Below are 19,947 nucleotides of genomic sequence, written 5' to 3'. Positions count from 1 at the left end.
TTTTTATTGAGATTGCAAGTCAACGAGTGTCCCTGTTTCTGCATCTACCATGAAATCAAGCTGTAGTAGCTGGCCCTCTTTCTCGCAAGTCAATCCACCTGAGTAGACGGTGAATGGGAGATTGAATTTCTCAACTGAATCTGTTTTCATATGAATCCATGAGCCTTTAATCGTATACACAGGCTTAACAGCACCCTTTACGGCTTTAAGGGCTTTCTCGGGTGATAGATACGTTTGTCTTGAAGCGATTGAAGCTGTTGAAATTGCTGCAGCACTTGCGCCTATAAGCGCGCCTACTAAAACATCTCTCGTTCTCATTCTCCTGAAGTCTCCCTTCTAAAACTACCCTATTTCATTTCCCTCTTCAGTATATCGGAAGTTCTCGTTCCAACCAAATGTTTATGCTGAAAATTCATGACACTAGCAACACGTATTCAGATTCGATACAATAGAAGTAGAAAATAGGAACGATGAAAGGGGATACATATGAAAGAAGAGACGCTGTCACTATTTAAAACGTTAACAGAACTACAAGGAGCACCAGGGTTCGAACACGATGTTAGAAAGTTTGTGAAGGGTGAAATCAGTAAATATAGTGATGAAATCATTCAGGATAACCTCGGAAGTGTTTTCGGAGTGAAAAGGAATTCAGGTCCGCGTATTATGGTTGCGGGTCATATGGATGAAGTAGGATTCATGGTTACATCTATTACTGAAAATGGAATGCTACGCTTTCAGCCACTTGGTGGTTGGTGGAGTCAAGTGCTTCTTGCACAGCGCGTAGAGGTTATGACGAAGAACGGCCCGATTCCAGGTGTCATTGGCTCAATTCCTCCACACCTGCTTGATGATGCAACACGTAATAAACCAATGGCAATTAAGAACATGCTTATTGATATTGGTGCAGATAACAAAGAAGATGCTGAACGAATTGGTGTTAAACCAGGACAACAGATTGTTCCAACTTGCCCATTCACTCCAATGGCGAACAATAAGAAGATCATGGCCAAGGCTTGGGATAACCGTTACGGAGTTGGACTTGCGATTGAGCTTCTCAAGGAACTTCAAAATGAAGAACTTCCAAATGAATTGTATTCTGGAGCAACAGTTCAAGAGGAAGTGGGATTAAGAGGGGCGCAAACAGCAGCAAACATGATCAATCCAGATCTTTTCTATGCCCTTGATGCAAGTCCAGCAAACGACATGACAGGTGATAAAAATGAATTTGGACAGCTTGGAAAAGGAGCGCTACTTAGAATTTATGATCGCTCCATGGTAACGCATCAAGGATTAAGAGATTTTGTACTTGATACTGCCGAAAGCAATGAAATCCCTTATCAATATTTCATTTCTCAAGGTGGAACGGATGCAGGTCGAGTTCATTTATCGAATAATGGTGTACCTTCGGCTGTTGTTGGGATATGTTCAAGATACATTCATACTTCATCTTCCATTATTCACGTTGATGATTATGCTGCAGCAAAAGAGTTGCTCATTAAGCTCGTTAAATCAACTGATCAAACGGCAGTCGATAGTATTCGATCAAACGTGTAAGTTAAAGGAGCCTTAGCGGCTCCTTTTGTTTGCAGAAATGTTTACTTGAACAAAAATGCATATCTATTCTAAGGGAGGTTAGCTTTTGGTACAAGTTGCAGTAGGATCCACAAATCCAGTCAAAGTAAATGCTGTAATCGCGTGTTTCGGTGAAGACGCAGAAGGAATATCTGTTGCATCTGGGGTTCGGGACCAGCCATGGGGGGATGAAGAAACAATAGTAGGTGCAAAACAACGGGCGAAAGCAGCAATGAAACAAGCACAAGCAAAGATCGGAATAGGACTTGAAGGCGGAGTACAGTTGATTGATGAGCGACTTTATGTATGCAATTGGGGTGCACTTGTTGATGAAGATGGAGTGAAGATTGTCGCTGGTGGTGCAAGATTTCCACTTCCAGAGGAAATTAAAGAAAAAATGGTTCAGGGTGAAGAATTAGGGCCAGTCATCTCAGCGTTTGCAAAAAGATCAGAAGTAAACAAAAAAGAAGGCGCAATCGGAATTTTCACCAACAGCGCCATTACGAGAACAGACATGTATAAACAAATTGTAGAATTATTACTTGGTCAATATCATTTCTATACTCGTTAGTTTGTTTCGAAAATATAAGACAATGCTTTAAGAGCTTGCTCCTCAGTCTCTACTACTACTTGTGCCTTGTTGGCAATCTCTTTCAAGGGATGATGCAATGATTCCGGGCGAATGAGAATCAGTGGCTTTTGAAGAGCGATAGCGGTTCCTGCATCCATTGCGCTGTTCCACTGCTTATAGTTCTCCCCAAACAATGCAATCACAACATCAGATTTATTCAAAAGTACTTGAGTTCTAAGATTGTTTATTTCAGAAGCCGCTTCATCTTTAAAGATCGCATTCGGTTGTTCACCTTTAATCTCTTCACCAATGTTATCTGACCGATCGTGATTTTCCATTGGACCAACGAAATGAATAGGAAGCTCCATTTTTTGTGCTTTGTTTTTTAATTCACTACGCCAGTTATCGTGAATTTGTCCTGCGAGATAAACTGTTAATTCCATCAGTAACGCCTCCTTAAATATGGTAACGAAATGATTGTATCATGGGGTTTCTGAATATTCCCAGTAAAGTGAACGCAGTATTGTGCTATTGGTGAAGTGTATACTACTAGTAGATAAGTTGGAAGGAGAGTAAGATGAAAGAATTTTTGCAGAAGAAGGGAATTACACTGTCACCTCGTGTGTACTTTATTACTGCCCTTAGCTATATGGCGCTTGGGTTATTCTCTTCGCTCATTATTGGACTTATTCTTAAAACAATAGGGGGACAAATTCCTCCGCTATCATTCTTAATCCCAATCGGTACACTTGCGATGGAGTTAATGGGACCTGCAATTGGTGTAGCTGTGGCTTATGGTCTTGGTGCTCCTCCACTTGTTCTTTTTGCCTCATTACTCGCGGGTGCAGCAGGTGCTGAACTCGGTGGACCAGCTGGGAGTTACGTAGCTGCCATCGTAGCAGCTGAAGCAGGGAAGCTTGTTTCAAAATCAACAAAACTTGATATAATTATTACTCCGCTTGTTACAATTTTCGCGGGTTTTGGGACCGCAAAACTCATTGGACCTGGTATCAATACATTTATGACAAATTTTGGTTCACTTATTATGTGGGCAACAGAGCAACGTCCTATATTAATGGGCATTATTGTTGCAGTTCTAATGGGACTTGCCCTTACAGCACCTATCTCAAGTGCAGCAATTGCTATTATGCTTGGATTAGAAGGACTAGCAGCAGGTGCAGCAACCATTGGTTGCGCTGCTCAAATGGTTGGTTTTGCAGTAAGCAGCTATCGGGAAAATGGGTTTGGTGGAGTAATCGCTCAGGGTGTTGGGACGTCTATGCTACAAGTAGCGAACATTGTTCGTAATCCATGGATATTGGTTCCTCCAACTGTAGCAGGAGCGATTATTGCTCCATTTGGTAGCGGCTGGATCATGATGGTCAACAATTCTGCAGGAGCTGGAATGGGCACAAGTGGGTTTGTAGGACAGATTATGACTTTAAATGTTATGGGAGCTAGTGGAAGTGTGTGGCTTGCAATCGTACTGTTGCATTTTATTGGACCAGCAGTGATAAGTCTGCTAATATCCGAATTAATGAGAAAAAAAGGGCTTATTCGCCCTGGAGATATGAGAATTAACACAGAATAATAATAATAAGGAGGATCATCATGAAGAAATTCGAAAAACATGAAGAGTATTTAGAGGCAATTAAAGAAGGGAAGTCTGTACTATTGTTTTCTGCAGACTGGTGTCCTGATTGTAGAATTATTGAGCCATTTCTTCCAGAGCTAGAAAAGAAATACTCTGAGTTAGATTTCTACTACGTGGATCGAGACGATCATATTGATCTTTGTCAACAAATGGATGTTTTTGGTATACCAAGTTTTGTTGCTTACCAAGATGGCGAAGAAACTGGTCGCTTTGTAAGTAAGCTCAGAAAATCACAAGAAGAAATTGAAGAATTCCTTACTACTGTAAAGTAATCATGAACAAAGCTATGCTCAGCGTAGCTTTGTTTTTGTATTATTGTTTTTCATGGTATGATAAAGTGACAGCTCAGTACGTATATGGTGGTGAAAAAAGATGGAACCGAAAGATTTGAAAAAGTTGCTCGAGAATCGACTTCAACAAGAAGATCGTGAGCTTACATACGACAAAAAAGAAGACAAGTTAAGGGTAGAAGATAAGACAACTGGAAAAGGAATGAGTCTTGGACTGAAGGGTCTCTCTGCAAAGTACGAAGAGCGGAAAGAAAAGTTACTTGATGAAGTGGTGCATCATGTAGAAGAAACCCTTAAAGCAATGAAAGAAACCCAAGAACTTAATGGGAAAGAAAATAGTATATTCCCTGTTATCCGTTCGGGTTCTTTTGCTTCTGAAACAGAGACGGGTGTGCCGTTTGTGTTTGTAGAACATACTGCAGAAACAAGAATTTATTTCGCACTTGACCTCGGTAATTCCTATCGTTTAATCGATCAGGATTGGCTTGAGAAAGAAGGTTGGACAAAAGAAGCGTTACATGAAGTTTCAATGTTTAATCTACGCGGGCTTTCGACAGAGATGAAAACAGATACTGTTGCAGGGAATACCTTTTATTTCTTAAATACGAATGATGGGTATGATGCGAGTCGAATTCTAAATGATTCGTTACTCGAACGAATGGCGAAAGAAGTAAAGGGAGAACTTGCTGTAGCTGTACCACATCAAGACGTGTTAATTTTTGCAGATATTGAGAATGAACGCGGTTATGAAGCGCTAGCCCAGCTTACAATGCATTTCTTTTCGAGCGGCCTTGTTCCAGTAACTGGTCTACCATTCATTTATGAAGATGGGAAGCTTGAACCAATATTTATTATGGCGAAAAACAAACCAAAAAAATAATCACTGGTAAAAGGAGTACAATGAATATGAACATGTTTTACAACAAAGAAGGCGTTGGAGACACACTAATTATCACGCTTAGTAGCACTGAACGAGATGATAAAGCTGTTGAACGAAATGGTAATGTAGCACGTATTTATAGTAAAGAAACAAATAAAACAATCGGTTATAACTTGTTTGAGTTTTCTACTGTCTATCAAGTTGAAGCAGCAGGCGTAGTGGAAGGAAATGAAGAGCTCGTTTCATCAGTTAATACATTAATTAAAGAGAATGGGTTCACTGATGAACTTAAGTTCGATGCGTCTCCAAAATTTGTTGTTGGCTTTGTTGAAGAAATGGAAAAGCATCCTAATGCTGATAAATTAAACATTTGTCAGGTGAATGTTGGAGAAGAAAAGCTACAGATCGTTTGTGGAGCACCTAATGTGGATGAAGGGCAAAAAGTTGTCGTTGCTAAAGTTGGTGCAGTGATGCCTTCTGGAATGATCATTAAAGATGCTAGCTTGCGTGGTGTGGAGTCTACCGGTATGATTTGTTCAGCTAGAGAGCTGGATTTGCAAGATGCACCTCAGGAAAAAGGAATTCTTGTCCTACCTGATGATTATGAAATCGGATCTGAATTCAAAGCCTACTAGAATTTTTCTAGTAGGTTTTTTCTTTCTGGAAAGAAGGTAATAGGGATATAGAACCTGTTTTAGCATTTTTAGACGAAGAAGTAGCATTTTTAACGAAAGATTTTAGAAACAGCCTTACAATGATAGGGGAGTTTCCGATAAAATAGAAGAACAGTGCGAGATAAAAGGGCTTAATTAGAAAAGGTGATAGTAAGTGGAAAATAATTGGGTAAAAAGAGTGTGGAATAAATTATTTGATGTTGATGAAGAAGAAGAAGAAACGATTGATAAGAGAAATGAACAAGCTCCAGTACGAAAGCGAACACAGGATCACAGTCCGATCGATCGCAAGCACTCAATTGGACGTATGGAAAGTGCAAATCGAAAGAGTGAAGCTAGAGTTGTTCACCAATATCCTCGGGAAGGTAATTTCCGTTTTCCTCTGATTCCAGATCAATCGAATAATAGATTACGCAAAGACTTGCAAGCAGAACAACCAGAACGGAAGGAAAGTGAAAAATCAGCACCTTCGTGGTCAGAGCAGCATAAACAGGTCCAGCCTAAGAAGCAGGGACCATCTAGAAGTACTGTAAGAAATTCTAAGTCAGCTGAAGTTGAAGACGTCAAAAGCAAGAAGTTTACTGGTGTAAACTTTAAACCATCAGATATACCATCACCAATCTATGGGTTTAGTAAGCGACCAGTCGCTGAAAAGATGGAAGAAGCTGCTAAAAGTCCATCGAGCACCCACTACACCTCTCTTGATGAAAACAAAACGATGGAGAAGCTAATTCGAGATACAGAAACGTATTCTGCTAAAGAAGAGACTGGCCAATCTATCATTAATGAAACTAGTACGTTTGAGTCGAAAGAAAATCAAGTAGATGAGTCTCCAGCTGAGAAAGACAATGTACTAAGTGAGCAGGCTACACAAGTTGATTCGACATCAGAGATTGAGGAATTGCGTCGTGCAGCACCAACAGATCATCCAGTTGAAAATTCAGTAGAAGAACCAATAACTTCTCAAGATGACGAACAAGAGCCCGTTGGAGAAGACTACGAACCAACTGTGGATAATGATCTGGTTGATCAACCTGAAGATGATAAGACGTTTGAAGAACAGGTAGATTCTCTAGAAAATGCAATCATTGAAGAACAGGATGTATTTCAGAATGGCAATAGTGATGAAAGTCATGATATAAGTGAAATTATTCATGCAGGATCAAGTGTTTCAGAATCAGATGAAATAAACTCACAGACTAGTGATGTTGAACCAACAACTACACCAGAGCAAGAAGATCAAAGTAGAGTCAATGCTAAGGAAGAAGTGCAAGAACAACAAACTCAGCCAAAACGAGAAGAAGGCCGGCCGAAACCACAGGTTCCTTACAATGTGATGATGCTTGCGAATGATAGAAGGCATCTTTCCAAGAAACCAGTAGCTGGAGCTGAATACAAGCTTCCTCCAATTTCGCTTCTAGATATTCCTCCAAGAAATGAAGGTACTGATGATCAGTGGCTGCAGGAACAGCGAGAACTTCTAGAATCAACTCTAGAAAACTTTAATGTTCAAGCTCGTGTGGTGGGAGCTACGATGGGGCCAACGGTTACACGATTTGAGGTTCAACCAAGTCCTGGAGTAAAAGTAAATAAAATAACCAATCTAAGTGATGATATTAAACTTAGTTTAGCTGCTAGAGATATTCGAATGGAAGCACCTATTCCTGGAAAGAACGCCATAGGAATTGAAGTCCCTAACCCCACAAGTAAACCAGTATTCATTCGAGAGATTGTGAGAAGTGGCGCATTTCAAACGGAAGGTTCACTCTTAAATGCTGCCCTTGGTTTTGATATTGCAGGAGAAGCAAAAATAACAGACATACAAAAAATGCCTCATGGTCTAATTGCAGGTGCAACGGGATCTGGTAAAAGTGTTTGCATTAACTCGATTCTAGTAAGCTTGCTTCTTAAAGCGAATCCAAACGATGTGAAAATGTTGTTAATTGATCCGAAAATGGTTGAGTTAGCACCATATAATGGTCTTCCGCACCTTGTGACACCTGTCATCAACGATGTTAAAGAAGCAACAACTGCATTAAAATGGGCAGTTGATGAAATGGAAGAGCGCTATGAAAAATTTGCTGCTGCTGGGGTTCGTGACATTAAGCGATATAATGAGAGAGCAATCAATCATGGGGAACCACAGCATAAACTCCCATACATTGTCATTGTTATTGATGAGCTTGCTGATTTAATGATGGTCTCTCCTCAAGATGTAGAAGATGCTATTTGTCGAATTGCTCAAAAAGCAAGAGCATGTGGGATTCATCTTCTTGTAGCGACCCAACGTCCTTCAGTAGATGTGATTACTGGACTTATTAAAGCAAACATTCCAACTCGCATTGCGTTCTCTGTATCTTCACAAATTGATTCTAGAACCATCCTTGATGCTAGCGGAGCTGAGAAGCTGCTTGGGAAAGGCGATATGCTGTGCCTTGAGAATGGTTCATCTAAACCGGTGCGTTTACAGGGCAATTTTGTATCAGATGAGGAAATTGAACGTGTCACTTCTTTTGTAAGAAAACAGCGGAAGCCAAATTATTTAATTAAAAAAGAAGATCTAATGAAAAAACAACAATACAATGATCAAGAAGATGATTTGTTTGAAGAAGCCTGTATGTGGGCAATTGATCAAGGGCAGGCCTCGTCTTCCGCATTGCAAAGACGGTTCAGAATTGGGTTTAACCGTGCTGCAAGATTAATTGAAATGATGGAAGAGCGCGGATTGGTATCTGAGGCGATGGGTAGTAAACCTCGAAGTATTTTAATGAATAAAACCGATTTTGAAGAAGCCTTCTTTAAAGATATGCACGTATAGTGCATATCTTTTCTACTTGTTTTATACAAGCTAGTTCTATATGATATATAGTGTTAAACTTGTGTTGAATTTATAGTCAGGTAAGTGAATGGTTGAACATAGAGAGCTCACATTCGAATGACGAAACTACTTGAAGGAGCCCCATTATGAAAGAAATTGAACTTAAGATGCAAGGCAAAATAAAAAGGCTAACAAACCGAACCTTTAAATTTGATGAGCGTGTGGGAGAAGGATGGTTTTCCGCGGTATACTTTCTGAAAACATGTGAAATTGTGGAAGAGTTCAAACCAAACAACGTGGTTACCATGCAATTTTTTCAAAAACACGACGCAGTTCTTTGTGGTTCAGACGAAGCAATTGCACTAATTAAGACTTTTGCCAAAGATCCCGATTCTCTTGAAATCGACTCTCTCAAAGATGGAGATAAAATTTCACCATTTGAAACTGTTCTCAAGATTAAAGGCCCATATCAGAACTTTGGTTTTCTCGAAGGTATTATTGATGGTATTCTAGGCAGAAGAACATCAGTCGCTACGAATGTTTATCATGTAGTTAAAGCTGCCCGCTCTTCAGGCATACAAAAACCAGTCATCTTCATGGGCGACCGTGACGACCATTACACCCAACAAGCTGGAGATGGGTATGCATCCCATATTGGAGGATCTACTGCGCAGGCTACACATGCGATGAACGAATGGTGGGGAAAAAGAGGAATGGGTACAATGCCTCACGCCCTTATACAATTGTTTAAAGGGGATGTAGTTGAGGCATCTAAAGCCTACCATGCTAAATATCCTGAAGATGAATTAATTGCGCTCGTTGATTACAATAACGATGTTGTGACAGATGCTCTACGTGTTGCAAGAGAATTCGGAGATACTTTGAAGGGCGTTCGCGTGGATACGTCTCGTACAATGGTTGATCAGTATTTCTGGCGTAACCCTGATGTTCTAGGTACATTTGATCCGAGGGGTGTAAATGCTGAGTTAATTTTTGCTCTGAGAGAAGCACTTGATGAAGAAGGATACGGCCACGTCAAAATTGTAGTAAGCGGTGGCTTTACAGAAGAAAGAATTAGAACATTTGAATCTCAGAACGTTCCAGTTGATATTTATGGAGTAGGCAGTAGCCTACTTAAGGTAGATATTGGTTTTACAGGTGATAATGTGATTCTGGATGACGAACCAGAAGCTAAAGCTGGTAGGAAATACCGTCATAATCCACGCCTAGAGCGTGTTGAATAACCAAAAAAGACAGGAACAATCTCCTGTCTTTTTTGCGCCCGTATCGATTCTTTAATGAAATGAATTATATTGTAGGCCTGTCTCTTTTTCTGCTATAATGTAGTATTGAAAAGAAAAGCAGAGCATACTTGTAATGACATCATATACTAAAGAAGGTTAAGCGGAGAAGAAATGAAAGTGTGGAGGTTCTGAAATGACTATATATCACTTTGTTGGCATTAAGGGATCCGGTATGAGTGCCCTAGCACAAATCCTGAATGATATGGGTTATAACGTACAGGGATCAGACGTAGATAAACGTTTCTTTACTCAGGAGGCCCTTGAACAAAAAGGTATCACTATTCTCCCCTTTGGAGAAGAAAATATAAAAGAAGATATGATTATTATCGCCGGCAATGCATTTGATGATCAGCATGAAGAGTTAGTACGTGCAAAAGAAATGAACCTTCCTGTCTATCGTTATCATAAATTTCTTGGTGACTTTATTCAAAAGTTCACTAGTATTGCTGTAACTGGTTCTCATGGTAAAACGTCGACAACTGGTTTGCTATCGCATGTTGTAGGTGCAGCTGAGCCAACTTCTTATCTTATCGGAGATGGCACTGGAAGAGGCGTAAAAGACAGTCAGTATTTTGTTTTTGAGGCTTGTGAATATCGTCGTCACTTCTTATCATATCAGCCAGACTATGCAATTATGACAAATATCGATTTTGACCATCCAGACTATTTTTCAGATGTCGATGATGTATTTTCTGCATTCCAGGAAATGGCGATGTTGGTTAAAAAAGGTATTATTGCTTATGGCGATGATACGTATTTACAACAAATCCAGACGAAAGTTCCGGTAGTATTTTACGGATTTGATGACCAAAATGATTTCCAAGCAACCAACATCAAAATTGATGAGAATGGCACAACGTTCGATGTACATGTTCGAGATGATTACTATCGCACGTTCCAGATTCCTATGTATGGCAAACACAACGTTCTAAATGCTCTTTCAGTCGTTGCTCTTTGTCATTACGAGAATCTTTCTGGGGATGCTGTGGCAGCTCAGTTAATGAACTTTGAAGGTGTTAAGCGCAGGTTTACTGAAAAAGTAGTTGATGGTCAGGTCTTAATCGACGATTATGCTCATCACCCTACTGAAATTAAAGCAACCATTGAATCAGCTCAACAAAAGTATCCAGATCGTGAAGTTGTTGCGATTTTCCAACCGCATACGTTTACCCGTACGAAGACATTTCTAAATGAGTTTGCGGACAGCTTAAAAGAAGCAGATGTTGTTTATTTGTGTGACATCTTTGGATCTGCGCGTGAAGATTCTGGTCAGTTGAAGATAGACCAATTGATGGAAAAAATCCCTAATTCGCATTTAATCACAGAAGAATCGATTCAACAATTAACTGAACACAACCATGGCGTGCTTCTTTTCATGGGTGCTGGTGATATCCAGAAATACCAAGAAGCATATGAAGCTGAGAAAGCTTCCATCTAAAGAAAAGGCTCTAGAGCCTTTTCTTTTTTTGTTTTTTAAAAGGTTTTGTATAAGTACGCTTAGCTGAAGGTGCTCGACTCCTGCGGGACAAGCAGGACGGATTACACAGGCGCGCATAAAGCCCGCCGAGGAGGCTCAAAGCTCATCCTCCGGAAATCAACCATTACTGTTATAGGAACAATATTTACGAAAATAGCCTTTGAATAAGATTCTGTTCATTGGTTTTGATAAACAGATGATAAGTGTTATAAAATAAAATAAAAAAGGAATAATGAAACGTGTAACGAATTGTACGTAGTAAGGTGGACTCATTTTGCTTTTTAATGTGAAATGATAAGCAAGTGTTTAATTGAAAGTAAACAAGGGAACAGATTAAAAAAAGGGAGGTGCCAACACACATGGAGATTATACTTTATTTGAGTGTAGCTATTATCGCAATTGCATTTGCAGTACTTGTTTATTTTGTGGCCCAAACGTTAAAATCTTTAAAGGACACCCTCAGTAACACAGCGAAAACACTTGATAGCCTTGAAAAACAAATGAATGGTTTAACGACCGAAACAACTGCATTGTTACATAAGACAAACTTGCTTGCAGAGGACATTCAGGGTAAATCTGAAGCGCTGGATTCTGTTTTCGTACAAGTAAAAGAAGTCGGTACATCACTTGGTAAGATGAATCATTCATTCCAAAATATTACCGGTAAAGTAACAGAAGAGGCAGAGCGCCAATCTGAACAAGTAACGAAAGTCGTTCAATGGGGTAATGCTGCTATGCAAATCTGGCAAAAATGGCAAGTGAAGAAGAAAGCAACTGATCAATACATTGATTCAAAATCATAGGAGGTATTTATATGTCAGACAACAACAATAACAACAACATCAATACTAAGGATTTTATCATTGGCTCATTAATCGGTGGAATTGTAGGGGCTGCGGCTGCTTTATTATCTGCACCTAAGTCTGGTAAAGAGCTTAGAAGCGACCTTAACCAACAAGCTGGTGTAGTTAAAGAAAAGACATCTCAATTCCGCGATTCAGCAGTAGAGCGTAGCTCAGATTTCGCTAACCGTGCCAAAGAGAAATCCAATACGATTTACAAGCAGGTTTCTGATCAATCAAATAACCTTGTATCCAAAATCAAAGACAGAAATTTAGAAACGGAAGAAAATGATGCTATTCGTGGACAGGCTGACGAGGATGTTGAAAGCTTCCAGCAGGACCTTAATGATCATTTCTCTGAAGAAGAACCAGCGTCAATGGAGAACCCAACTAAGCCTTAATAAGAAGAACACAGATCGAAAAAGAAGAAGCATAATGCTTCTTCTTTTTCATTTCCATTGCTTTCTTTTATAATAGACATAGAAATCAGAAAGGGGATTTACACATGGCTATAACGAAACTATCTACTTTTGAAGAATTTAAACGTGTGAAAGAAAACAATAATTCATTTCTACTTTTTAAAAATAGTACAACGTGTCCAATTAGTGCTCAAGCATTCGAAGAATTCGAGAAGTTTTCTCAGGATATAAGCCAAGAAGTTTACTATTTAAATGTCCAAGAATCAAGAGAACTATCAGGAGAAATTGCTGATGCATCTGGCGTTAAACACCAGTCACCTCAGGCGCTTGTCTTTAATGGGGATCATGTTGTGTGGAATGATTCACACTGGCGAATCACATATTCTTCATTATCAGAGGCTACTAAACAATATTTGAAATAAAACGGCTCATTACAAGCCGTTTTTATTTCACTGACATGGTTTAATGCTTAAAAGCGTTTAAGAATTAAAAGAAAAGTAGTGACATTTTATTTTTGATCGTATATAATGACCCTAATCACCTAAACAGATAAGGAGTGGAGATAGTATGGCGAATATCCAGATTGATGAGTTGAGAGAGAAATTAGACGAGATTAACCTACAGCTGCTTGATTTAATTAATGAACGAGCAGAGTTGGCTAAAGAGATAGGTAGAGTAAAGAAAGCACAGGGGATTAATCGTTTCGATCCTGTCCGTGAACGTAAGATGCTCGACTTGCTTTCAGAGAAAAATCGTGGACCGTTTGACACTTCCACTCTTCAACATATTTTCAAAGAGATTTTTAAGGCAAGCCTTGAACTTCAAGAAGATGATCACCGTAAAGCACTGTTAGTATCAAGAAAGCGTCAACCAGATAACACTGTAATCGACATTAAAGGCGAGAAAATCGGAGACGGTGGGCAAGTTCTTATTTCTGGACCATGTGCAGTTGAAAGCTACGAGCAGGTTGCTGAAGTTGCAAAAGCTGTTAAGAAGCAAGGCTTCAAAATGCTTCGTGGAGGAGCATTCAAGCCGCGTACATCACCTTATGATTTCCAGGGGCTTGGTGAAGAAGGCCTGAAAATCCTCAAGCAAGTTGCTGATGAATACGATCTTGCAGTTGTTAGTGAAATTGTAAATCCAGCGGATATTGAAATGGCTGTTAAGTACGTTGACGTTATCCAGATTGGTGCTAGAAACATGCAGAACTTTGAACTTCTTAAAGCAGCAGGTTCTGTAGACAAACCGGTTCTTCTTAAGAGAGGATTGTCTGCTACTATTCAAGAGTTTATTAACGCAGCAGAATACATTGTGTCCAATGGTAATACTCAGGTTATGCTTTGTGAAAGAGGAATTAGAACGTATGAGAAAGCAACGCGTAATACGCTAGATATTACGGCTGTTCCAATCCTTAAGCAGGAAACTCATTTACCAGTATTAGTTGACGTAACACATTCGACTGGACGTAAAGATCTTCTTCTCCCAGCAGCTAAGGCAGGACTTGCGATTGGTGCTGATGGTATCATGGTTGAAGTTCATCCAGACCCAGCGGTTGCCTTATCGGATGCAGCTCAGCAGCTAGATATTCCACAATACGAGAAATTTGTAGACGATCTAAAAACGAGCGGGTTATTTAATCCTGCAAAAGCTACACCTTCTACTTTATAAGTAGAAGGTTTTTTTTGCTTAAAATGCTGCATTAATGATTGAATGATAGAATGAAAAGTCCATCTACTCATTAAAGATTGAATAAAACAATGTATACGTGTCATCATATAACATATAGTTAGTTTTTGATTAGGTTTACTATATTGTCAATAAAAATTGGTTCTTAATTAAAGCAAAAAGTGAGTAAATATGCTATCTTTAATAAAGTATGTATTTGTGAAATAGTTTACATACCACTTGAAGAGGATGACAGACATATTCAAAGACCTGTTTATTAGCGGTAGTAGATATAAGGTTAACGTTTGCAGTCAAACAAATAGTATCGTATCATTAAGTAAATTAAAGTCCGAAAGAGCATGAAGGAGGATCATTGTGAATACAACGATTTATGATGTAGCAAAAGAAGCAGGAGTATCAATGGCAACTGTATCAAGAGTTGTGAATGGTAATCCAAATGTAAAACCTGCCACTAGAAAAAAAGTTCTTGAGGCAATTGAGAGACTAGGATATCGTCCAAACGCAGTAGCAAGAGGACTAGCTAGTAAGAAAACGACAACAGTTGGGGTTATTATTCCCGATATTTCGAGTATTTTCTTCGCAGAGTTAGCTCGTGGAATTGAAGACATTGCGACCATGTATAAATATAATATTATTCTAAGTAACTCAGATCAAAATAAAGAAAAAGAAATTCATCTTCTTAATACAATGCTAGGTAAACAAGTAGATGGTATTGTATTCATGGGTGGTAAAATTACTGAAGAGCATGTAGAAGAATTTAAGCGCTCTCCTGTTCCGATCGTATTAGCTGCAACACTTGAAAAAGGACAGGAAATCCCTTCTGTTAATATTGATTATCAAAAAGCGGCATACGAACTTGTGACCGAGTTTATTAACAAAGGTCATAAAAAAATTGGTCTTGTTAGTGGACCACTAGAAGATCCAATTAATGGCGAAGAGAAATTCCTTGGCTATCGAAAAGCACTTGAGGATGCAGGTATGCAAGTTAACGAAGATTGTGTTGCTATTGGAGACTACACCTATGATTCAGGTATAGAAGCAATGGAGGGCTTCCTTGAGCAAAATGAGAAACCTACAGCTATCTTTGCTGGTACGGATGAAATGGCACTAGGCGTCATTCATGCAGCTCAGGACAACGGATATAATGTACCTGAAGATTTCGAAGTAGTTGGATTTGATAACACTAGACTTGCCACAATGGTCCGTCCAACGCTTTCTACGGTTGTCCAACCAATGTATGATATTGGTGCCGTTGCCATGCGTCTACTAACGAAGCTAATGAACAAAGAAACGGTTGAAGATCAAACTGTTGTTCTTCCTCACCGTTTACAACATCGCAATTCAACAATGCATAACGAAGAATAATAGCAAAAACGAGCCGAGTGGCTCGTTTTTTTGATTTAATTAACAATTTGATAAAGCGCACGTTCAACTGTGAGTTTATTTTTCTCTGTAATTTCTTGTTTCCTTGGAATTGGCTTATATAAATTTTTTTCATCATGCCAATTTGCCGGCAATTCAAGTGGAGAATGTGGTTGCCATCGTTCTAACCACGCTTTTGGAAGGCTTCCAGACACAGAAAGCCCTTTCATTTCAAGCCAAATTCTTGACCATGCACGAGGGACAACTCTCCATATATCATACCCTCCACCTCCGACGGCAATCCATTTCCCATTACAGTATTCATGAGCAAGTTCATGGGCAAGTTTGGGAATGAACTCGTATGTATCCATTGAAACGGATAGATGAGTTAACGGGTCGTAATAATGAGCATCGGCACCATTTTGGGTTAGAATAACATCCGGCTTAAAATACTCAATGACTTTGCGAAAAGAAGCTTCGTACACTTCTTTAAATGATTCATCTTCTGTAAAAGCATCAATTGGAACATTAAAAGAAAAGCCATAACCTTTACCCTGGCCTTTCTCATTAAGATTACCTGTCCCAGGAAATAAATATCGCCCTGTTTCGTGTATTGATAGGGTACAAACATTAGGATCATCGTAGAATGCCCACTGTACCCCATCACCATGGTGTGCATCTGTATCAACGTAAAGAACCTTCGCATTGTACTTTTGCTTCATATATTCTATTGCAATTGAACTATCGTTGTATATGCAAAAACCAGAGGCTTTCCCACGAAATCCATGGTGGAGCCCACCCCCGATATTTAAGGCATGTGTCGACTTTCCAGTCATAACAGCATCAACAGCAGTTAGCGTTCCGCCTACAATGAGGGCGCTTGCTTCATGCATGTTTGAAAAAATAGGGGTGTCTTCTGTACCTAGACCATAGTTTGCAGCAGTTGTTGATGGAAGTTCTCCAATACTTGCCTTTTTGACAGCTTCGATATAAGCGGGGTCATGAATGAGAGAAATTTCACGATCAGTCGCAATGCGAGGGGCGATAATTTCTTCACTATTAAAAGCATTTATTTCAGTTAGTAGATCTTGTGTTAGCTTTACTCGAATATGATTAAACGGATGATCATCACTGAACTTATAGTTTAAATAGTCTGTGGAGTAAACAAAAAGGGAGTCACACTTCATTTTTTCACACCCGGCAAATTTGGCCAGAGTACTTCATAACCCTCATTTTTAATATCATTTACGACTGTAGTTGGATTCATTGTTTGAATGCGAAAGACGATATTCTTATATTGTTCATCATGACTACATGGATAGACTAATACGCTAATAATGTTAACATTGCGCTTCCTAATAATCTGAGTGATATCAGCCAGTTTACCAGATACATTAGCTACCTGAACCTCGATGTGAGAGCTTGGCTGATGTGCTCCTGTTAAGAGTATCAACGTATGTAACATGTCGGTTTCAGTAACGATTCCGATAACCTTTCGAGAATCAACTATTGGAATTGAACTTATTCGTTGCTCATAAAAAATGGTAGAAATCTCTTCAACAAAATCTAGTGGATGTGCAGTAATCACGTCTCTTTTCATAATAGAAGAGAGGGGAGACTCGAGAACTTCTTTATTCGGATCAGAGTCCAATATCGAAGGACTTGCATCCTTGATATCTCGATCAGAAACAATTCCTGTTAGCTCTCCTTTTTGATTAACTATTGGAAGATGACGGATATTCTTTTCTCGCATCATCTTAATCGCATCTGCTATAGTCTGATTTTCTTCTAGTGAAAAAACGTTTCGATTCATAATTTCTTCTATGAGCAACTTGTTTCACTCCTTTTCGAACTTAGTACATGAAGCGATTATGGAATCGAAGTCGATCAAATGCTTGAATCGATTCCTGATCAATTCTTGTTCCGATCTTTGCCATTAAACAATTAGCTGGGTGAGAACTGATTTCTGGATCGTCTGTTGCATACCACTCAAGCCCTCCAGCATTCATCATTTTCTCCATAACCTTTCTATAATCCCAAACGGATAGACCGGTTCCTTTAAGATCCCAATGCCAATAATATTCGGTTGTTATGACAATGTAATCATTCATTGCATCATCCATAAATGATGTTCTGAGCAGACTTTTGCCAACTTTAGCGTTCCGATATTTAGGGATGACTTCAATCGCACCGAGTTCTAGTAGGTCATCCATATTTCCTTCTGACCACCGCTCGAGTGGATCAGGATATAAAAACGTCACATAGCCAACAATAGTCTCTCGCTCTCTTGCTACAATCACTCGTCCTTCTGGAAGTCCAGCTATTTCGACGAGAGCTTTATGTTGCTGTACCGGCGGACGAAAGGCTACCAGATCACTATGTAAATGATAGGAGGCAAGTCGGTCGGGTGAAATAGGCCCTTCAATAATTAACTTTCCGTGAGGTGTGTTCCATTCAATTGCGTTATAAGTTTTCTTATGTTCCATCTAGTCACCACCTTTTAATAATGACCTCAGCTCTTATTATACATGAAACGCAGAAAATGTAAGGGGTTTCAATGCGAATTCGTTAAGTTTTGTCATTTGTTAAAAAATTAGGAATTTATGTTATACTATCAGGGAAAGAGATGAAGGAGAGGGAGGAAATTATTTATGGAATTGAAACCGCTTTCTGCTACATTAGGGAATCACAATTTACAGGATTATAAAGCTACATACGAGAACTTTGATTGGAAAGACGTGGAAAAGGCATTTACTTGGAATGAAACAGGGAATGTCAATATGGCCTATGAGGCAATTGATAAACACGCTGAGTCCGATCGCAAAAACAAAGTAGCGCTGTATTTTTCTGACCCAAAAAGAGATGAGAAGTATACGTATAATGACATGAAAACAATGAGTAACAAAGCTGGCAATGTGTTAAAGAAAGTGAATGTAGAAAAGGGAGACAGGGTATTTATCTTCATGCCACGTTCTCCTGAACTGTATTTTATCCTACTAGGTACTCTTAAACTAGGTGCGATTGCTGGTCCATTATTTGAAGCATTCATGGAAGGTGCTGTTCGAGATCGGCTTGAAGATAGTGAGGCGAAAGTACTCGTTACGACGCCTGAACTTCTTGAGCGTGTCCCTGTTGAAGAGCTACCTAATCTTGAAAGCGTAGTACTTGTAGGAGATGACATTAAAGAAGAAGGACCTTATTTAGATTTTAATAAGCATTTCAAGTCTGCGGATAAAAAGCTCAAAATTGAATGGGTGGATCGCGAAGACGGAATGATTCTTCATTACACTTCTGGATCGACTGGAAAACCTAAAGGCGTTCTCCATGTTCATAACGCTATGATTCAGCACTATCAAACTGCAAAGTGGGTGCTCGACCTTAAAGAGGACGATGTTTACTGGTGTACAGCAGACCCAGGTTGGGTAACTGGAACTTCCTACGGTATATTTGCACCTTGGCTCGCTGGAACATCTAACGTGATTCGTGGAGGACGATTTAGTCCGGATGACTGGTATGGAACAATTGAGAAGTATGAAGTATCGGTATGGTATAGTGCTCCAACTGCATTCCGCATGCTTATGGGAGCGGGAGATGAAATCGTAAAGCGTTATGATCTTTCATCATTACGCCACGTTCTAAGTGTAGGGGAGCCGTTAAACCCAGAAGTTATTAAATGGGGAAATAAAGTACTAGAGCTTCGCATTCATGATAACTGGTGGATGACAGAAACAGGAGCTCAGCTCATTAGTAACTATCCTACGATGGAAATTAAACCAGGTTCTATGGGTAAACCTATTCCAGGTGTTCATGCTGCAATTGTAGACGATCAGGGAAATGAACTGCCACCTAATCGAATGGGGAATCTTGCAATTAAAAAGGGTTGGCCTTCGATGATGCGGGCGATCTGGAATCGTCCAGAGAAATATGAAAGTTATTTCCTAAAAGGCGATTGGTACGTGTCAGGTGATTCAGCTTACAAAGATGAAGATGGATACTACTGGTTCCAGGGTCGTGTAGATGACGTGATCATGACGTCAGGTGAGAGAGTAGGACCGTTTGAAGTTGAGAGTAAGCTCGTTGAGCATGCAGCGGTTGCTGAAGCAGGTGTTATTGGTAAGCCTGATCCAGTGCGCGGTGAAATTATTAAAGCCTTTATTGCGCTACGCGATGGGCATGAGCCGTCAGATGAACTTATGGAAGAGATTCGTAATTTCGTTAAAAAGGGCCTTGCAGCACATGCTGCACCTCGCGAAATCGAATTTAGAGATAAGCTACCGAAAACAAGAAGCGGTAAGATTATGCGTCGCGTCTTAAAAGCGTGGGAATTAGACCTTCCTACAGGTGATTTATCAACAATGGAAGATTAATAAAAACAGCCTGCAGCAGTTGCTGCAGGCT

Annotated in this window: 20 protein-coding genes; 15 read left to right on the top strand and 5 right to left on the bottom strand. The window is 39.6% G+C overall.

Annotated features, from left to right (window positions below; translation table 11 throughout):
- Positions 1–3: 3 nt before the first annotated feature.
- The gene (locus FBF83_RS18175; protein WP_136948573.1) at positions 4–318 is read right to left on the bottom strand and encodes a hypothetical protein; all 315 of its coding nucleotides are present in this window, start codon (positions 316–318) and stop codon (positions 4–6) included.
- Positions 319–486: 168 nt separating this feature from the next.
- Here FBF83_RS18175 and FBF83_RS18170 point away from each other — a divergent pair, with 168 nt between their 5' ends.
- Together FBF83_RS18170 and FBF83_RS18165 are read left to right on the top strand one after the other, a co-directional pair.
- The gene (locus tag FBF83_RS18170; protein ID WP_048312276.1) at positions 487–1,554 is read left to right on the top strand and encodes a M42 family metallopeptidase; all 1,068 of its coding nucleotides are present in this window, start codon (positions 487–489) and stop codon (positions 1,552–1,554) included.
- 85 nt (positions 1,555–1,639) lie between these two features.
- Positions 1,640–2,143 (top strand): DUF84 family protein, encoded by a 504-nt coding sequence (locus FBF83_RS18165; protein ID WP_136948572.1) that lies wholly within the window; start codon positions 1,640–1,642, stop codon positions 2,141–2,143.
- Here the strand turns inward: FBF83_RS18165 and FBF83_RS18160 are convergent.
- A complete protein-coding gene (locus FBF83_RS18160; RefSeq protein WP_136948571.1) occupies positions 2,140–2,586 on the bottom strand; it encodes a YtoQ family protein in 447 nt (148 codons plus the stop codon). The two genes, FBF83_RS18165 and FBF83_RS18160, sit on opposite strands and share 4 nt — an antisense overlap.
- Positions 2,587–2,720: 134 nt before the next feature.
- On the opposite strand from FBF83_RS18160, the gene FBF83_RS18155 reads away from it, so the two are divergent.
- The 12 genes from FBF83_RS18155 (at position 2,721) to ccpA (ending at position 15,552) form a co-directional block, all read left to right on the top strand.
- The gene (locus tag FBF83_RS18155) at positions 2,721–3,734 is read left to right on the top strand and encodes a PTS transporter subunit IIC (RefSeq protein WP_136948570.1); all 1,014 of its coding nucleotides are present in this window, start codon (positions 2,721–2,723) and stop codon (positions 3,732–3,734) included.
- A 20-nt stretch (positions 3,735–3,754) separates the two neighbouring features.
- Complete coding sequence (locus FBF83_RS18150) at positions 3,755–4,069, top strand: thioredoxin family protein (protein ID WP_136948569.1); 315 nt, start codon at positions 3,755–3,757, stop codon at positions 4,067–4,069.
- Positions 4,070–4,169: 100 nt separating this feature from the next.
- Entirely contained in the window at positions 4,170–4,967 is a 798-nt protein-coding gene (locus FBF83_RS18145; protein ID WP_136948568.1) for a DUF1444 domain-containing protein, read from the top strand.
- A gap of 26 nt (positions 4,968–4,993) precedes the next feature.
- Positions 4,994–5,602: a YtpR family tRNA-binding protein gene (gene ytpR / locus FBF83_RS18140; protein ID WP_136948567.1), complete on the top strand. Its 609-nt coding sequence runs from the start codon at positions 4,994–4,996 to the stop codon at positions 5,600–5,602.
- A gap of 193 nt (positions 5,603–5,795) precedes the next feature.
- Positions 5,796–8,459, top strand: coding sequence for a DNA translocase FtsK (locus FBF83_RS18135; RefSeq protein ID WP_240688147.1), 2,664 nt, complete (start codon positions 5,796–5,798; stop codon positions 8,457–8,459).
- Between the two features lie 146 nt (positions 8,460–8,605).
- Positions 8,606–9,703: a nicotinate phosphoribosyltransferase gene (locus tag FBF83_RS18130; protein WP_136948566.1), complete on the top strand. Its 1,098-nt coding sequence runs from the start codon at positions 8,606–8,608 to the stop codon at positions 9,701–9,703.
- 193 nt (positions 9,704–9,896) lie between these two features.
- Complete coding sequence (murC, locus tag FBF83_RS18125) at positions 9,897–11,201, top strand: UDP-N-acetylmuramate--L-alanine ligase (RefSeq protein ID WP_136948565.1); 1,305 nt, start codon at positions 9,897–9,899, stop codon at positions 11,199–11,201.
- Between the two features lie 398 nt (positions 11,202–11,599).
- Positions 11,600–12,043: a DUF948 domain-containing protein gene (locus tag FBF83_RS18120; RefSeq protein ID WP_136948564.1), complete on the top strand. Its 444-nt coding sequence runs from the start codon at positions 11,600–11,602 to the stop codon at positions 12,041–12,043.
- A gap of 11 nt (positions 12,044–12,054) precedes the next feature.
- The gene (locus FBF83_RS18115; RefSeq protein ID WP_136948563.1) at positions 12,055–12,483 is read left to right on the top strand and encodes a YtxH domain-containing protein; all 429 of its coding nucleotides are present in this window, start codon (positions 12,055–12,057) and stop codon (positions 12,481–12,483) included.
- Positions 12,484–12,587: 104 nt separating this feature from the next.
- Entirely contained in the window at positions 12,588–12,923 is a 336-nt protein-coding gene (gene ytxJ, locus FBF83_RS18110; RefSeq protein WP_136948562.1) for a bacillithiol system redox-active protein YtxJ, read from the top strand.
- 145 nt (positions 12,924–13,068) lie between these two features.
- Positions 13,069–14,169, top strand: coding sequence for a bifunctional 3-deoxy-7-phosphoheptulonate synthase/chorismate mutase (locus tag FBF83_RS18105; RefSeq protein WP_136948561.1), 1,101 nt, complete (start codon positions 13,069–13,071; stop codon positions 14,167–14,169).
- Positions 14,170–14,541: 372 nt separating this feature from the next.
- The gene (ccpA, locus tag FBF83_RS18100; RefSeq protein WP_136948560.1) at positions 14,542–15,552 is read left to right on the top strand and encodes a catabolite control protein A; all 1,011 of its coding nucleotides are present in this window, start codon (positions 14,542–14,544) and stop codon (positions 15,550–15,552) included.
- Positions 15,553–15,587: 35 nt separating this feature from the next.
- Here the strand turns inward: ccpA and FBF83_RS18095 are convergent, their stop codons facing one another.
- Genes FBF83_RS18095 through FBF83_RS18085 form a run of 3 tightly spaced genes read right to left on the bottom strand, consistent with a single transcriptional unit; the run spans position 15,588 to position 18,035 of the window.
- Entirely contained in the window at positions 15,588–16,736 is a 1,149-nt protein-coding gene (locus tag FBF83_RS18095; protein ID WP_136948559.1) for an acetoin utilization protein AcuC, read from the bottom strand.
- Complete coding sequence (locus FBF83_RS18090) at positions 16,733–17,380, bottom strand: acetoin utilization AcuB family protein (protein WP_136948558.1); 648 nt, start codon at positions 17,378–17,380, stop codon at positions 16,733–16,735. Before FBF83_RS18090 ends, FBF83_RS18095 begins: the two co-directional genes overlap by 4 nt.
- A gap of 22 nt (positions 17,381–17,402) precedes the next feature.
- Positions 17,403–18,035, bottom strand: coding sequence for a GNAT family N-acetyltransferase (locus FBF83_RS18085; RefSeq protein ID WP_136948557.1), 633 nt, complete (start codon positions 18,033–18,035; stop codon positions 17,403–17,405).
- A gap of 165 nt (positions 18,036–18,200) precedes the next feature.
- Between FBF83_RS18085 and acsA the strand changes: the two genes are divergently transcribed.
- Positions 18,201–19,916, top strand: coding sequence for an acetate--CoA ligase (gene acsA, locus FBF83_RS18080; RefSeq protein ID WP_136948556.1), 1,716 nt, complete (start codon positions 18,201–18,203; stop codon positions 19,914–19,916).
- The last annotated feature ends 31 nt before the right edge of the window (positions 19,917–19,947 follow it).

Origin of the sequence: Guptibacillus hwajinpoensis (assembly GCF_005144865.1) — a bacterium.
GTDB classification, from domain to species: Bacteria; Bacillota; Bacilli; order Bacillales; family Guptibacillaceae; genus Guptibacillus; species Guptibacillus hwajinpoensis_A.
This window is presented reverse-complemented; position numbering and strand designations above follow the sequence as displayed.

Bases quoted from the DNA above. Each gene is read 5' to 3' on its own strand.
- FBF83_RS18175 (WP_136948573.1), bottom strand. From the start codon at position 318: ATGAGAACGAGAGATGTTTTAGTAGGCGCGCTTATAGGCGCAAGTGCT.
- FBF83_RS18170 (WP_048312276.1), top strand. From the start codon at position 487: ATGAAAGAAGAGACGCTGTCACTATTTAAAACGTTAACAGAACTACAA.
- FBF83_RS18160 (WP_136948571.1), bottom strand. From the start codon at position 2,586: ATGGAATTAACAGTTTATCTCGCAGGACAAATTCACGATAACTGGCGT.
- FBF83_RS18155 (WP_136948570.1), top strand. From the start codon at position 2,721: ATGAAAGAATTTTTGCAGAAGAAGGGAATTACACTGTCACCTCGTGTG.
- FBF83_RS18150 (WP_136948569.1), top strand. From the start codon at position 3,755: ATGAAGAAATTCGAAAAACATGAAGAGTATTTAGAGGCAATTAAAGAA.
- FBF83_RS18145 (WP_136948568.1), top strand. From the start codon at position 4,170: ATGGAACCGAAAGATTTGAAAAAGTTGCTCGAGAATCGACTTCAACAA.
- ytpR (WP_136948567.1), top strand. From the start codon at position 4,994: ATGAACATGTTTTACAACAAAGAAGGCGTTGGAGACACACTAATTATC.
- FBF83_RS18130 (WP_136948566.1), top strand. From the start codon at position 8,606: ATGAAAGAAATTGAACTTAAGATGCAAGGCAAAATAAAAAGGCTAACA.
- murC (WP_136948565.1), top strand. From the start codon at position 9,897: ATGACTATATATCACTTTGTTGGCATTAAGGGATCCGGTATGAGTGCC.
- FBF83_RS18120 (WP_136948564.1), top strand. From the start codon at position 11,600: ATGGAGATTATACTTTATTTGAGTGTAGCTATTATCGCAATTGCATTT.
- FBF83_RS18115 (WP_136948563.1), top strand. From the start codon at position 12,055: ATGTCAGACAACAACAATAACAACAACATCAATACTAAGGATTTTATC.
- ytxJ (WP_136948562.1), top strand. From the start codon at position 12,588: ATGGCTATAACGAAACTATCTACTTTTGAAGAATTTAAACGTGTGAAA.
- FBF83_RS18105 (WP_136948561.1), top strand. From the start codon at position 13,069: ATGGCGAATATCCAGATTGATGAGTTGAGAGAGAAATTAGACGAGATT.
- FBF83_RS18095 (WP_136948559.1), bottom strand. From the start codon at position 16,736: ATGAAGTGTGACTCCCTTTTTGTTTACTCCACAGACTATTTAAACTAT.
- FBF83_RS18085 (WP_136948557.1), bottom strand. From the start codon at position 18,035: ATGGAACATAAGAAAACTTATAACGCAATTGAATGGAACACACCTCAC.
- acsA (WP_136948556.1), top strand. From the start codon at position 18,201: ATGGAATTGAAACCGCTTTCTGCTACATTAGGGAATCACAATTTACAG.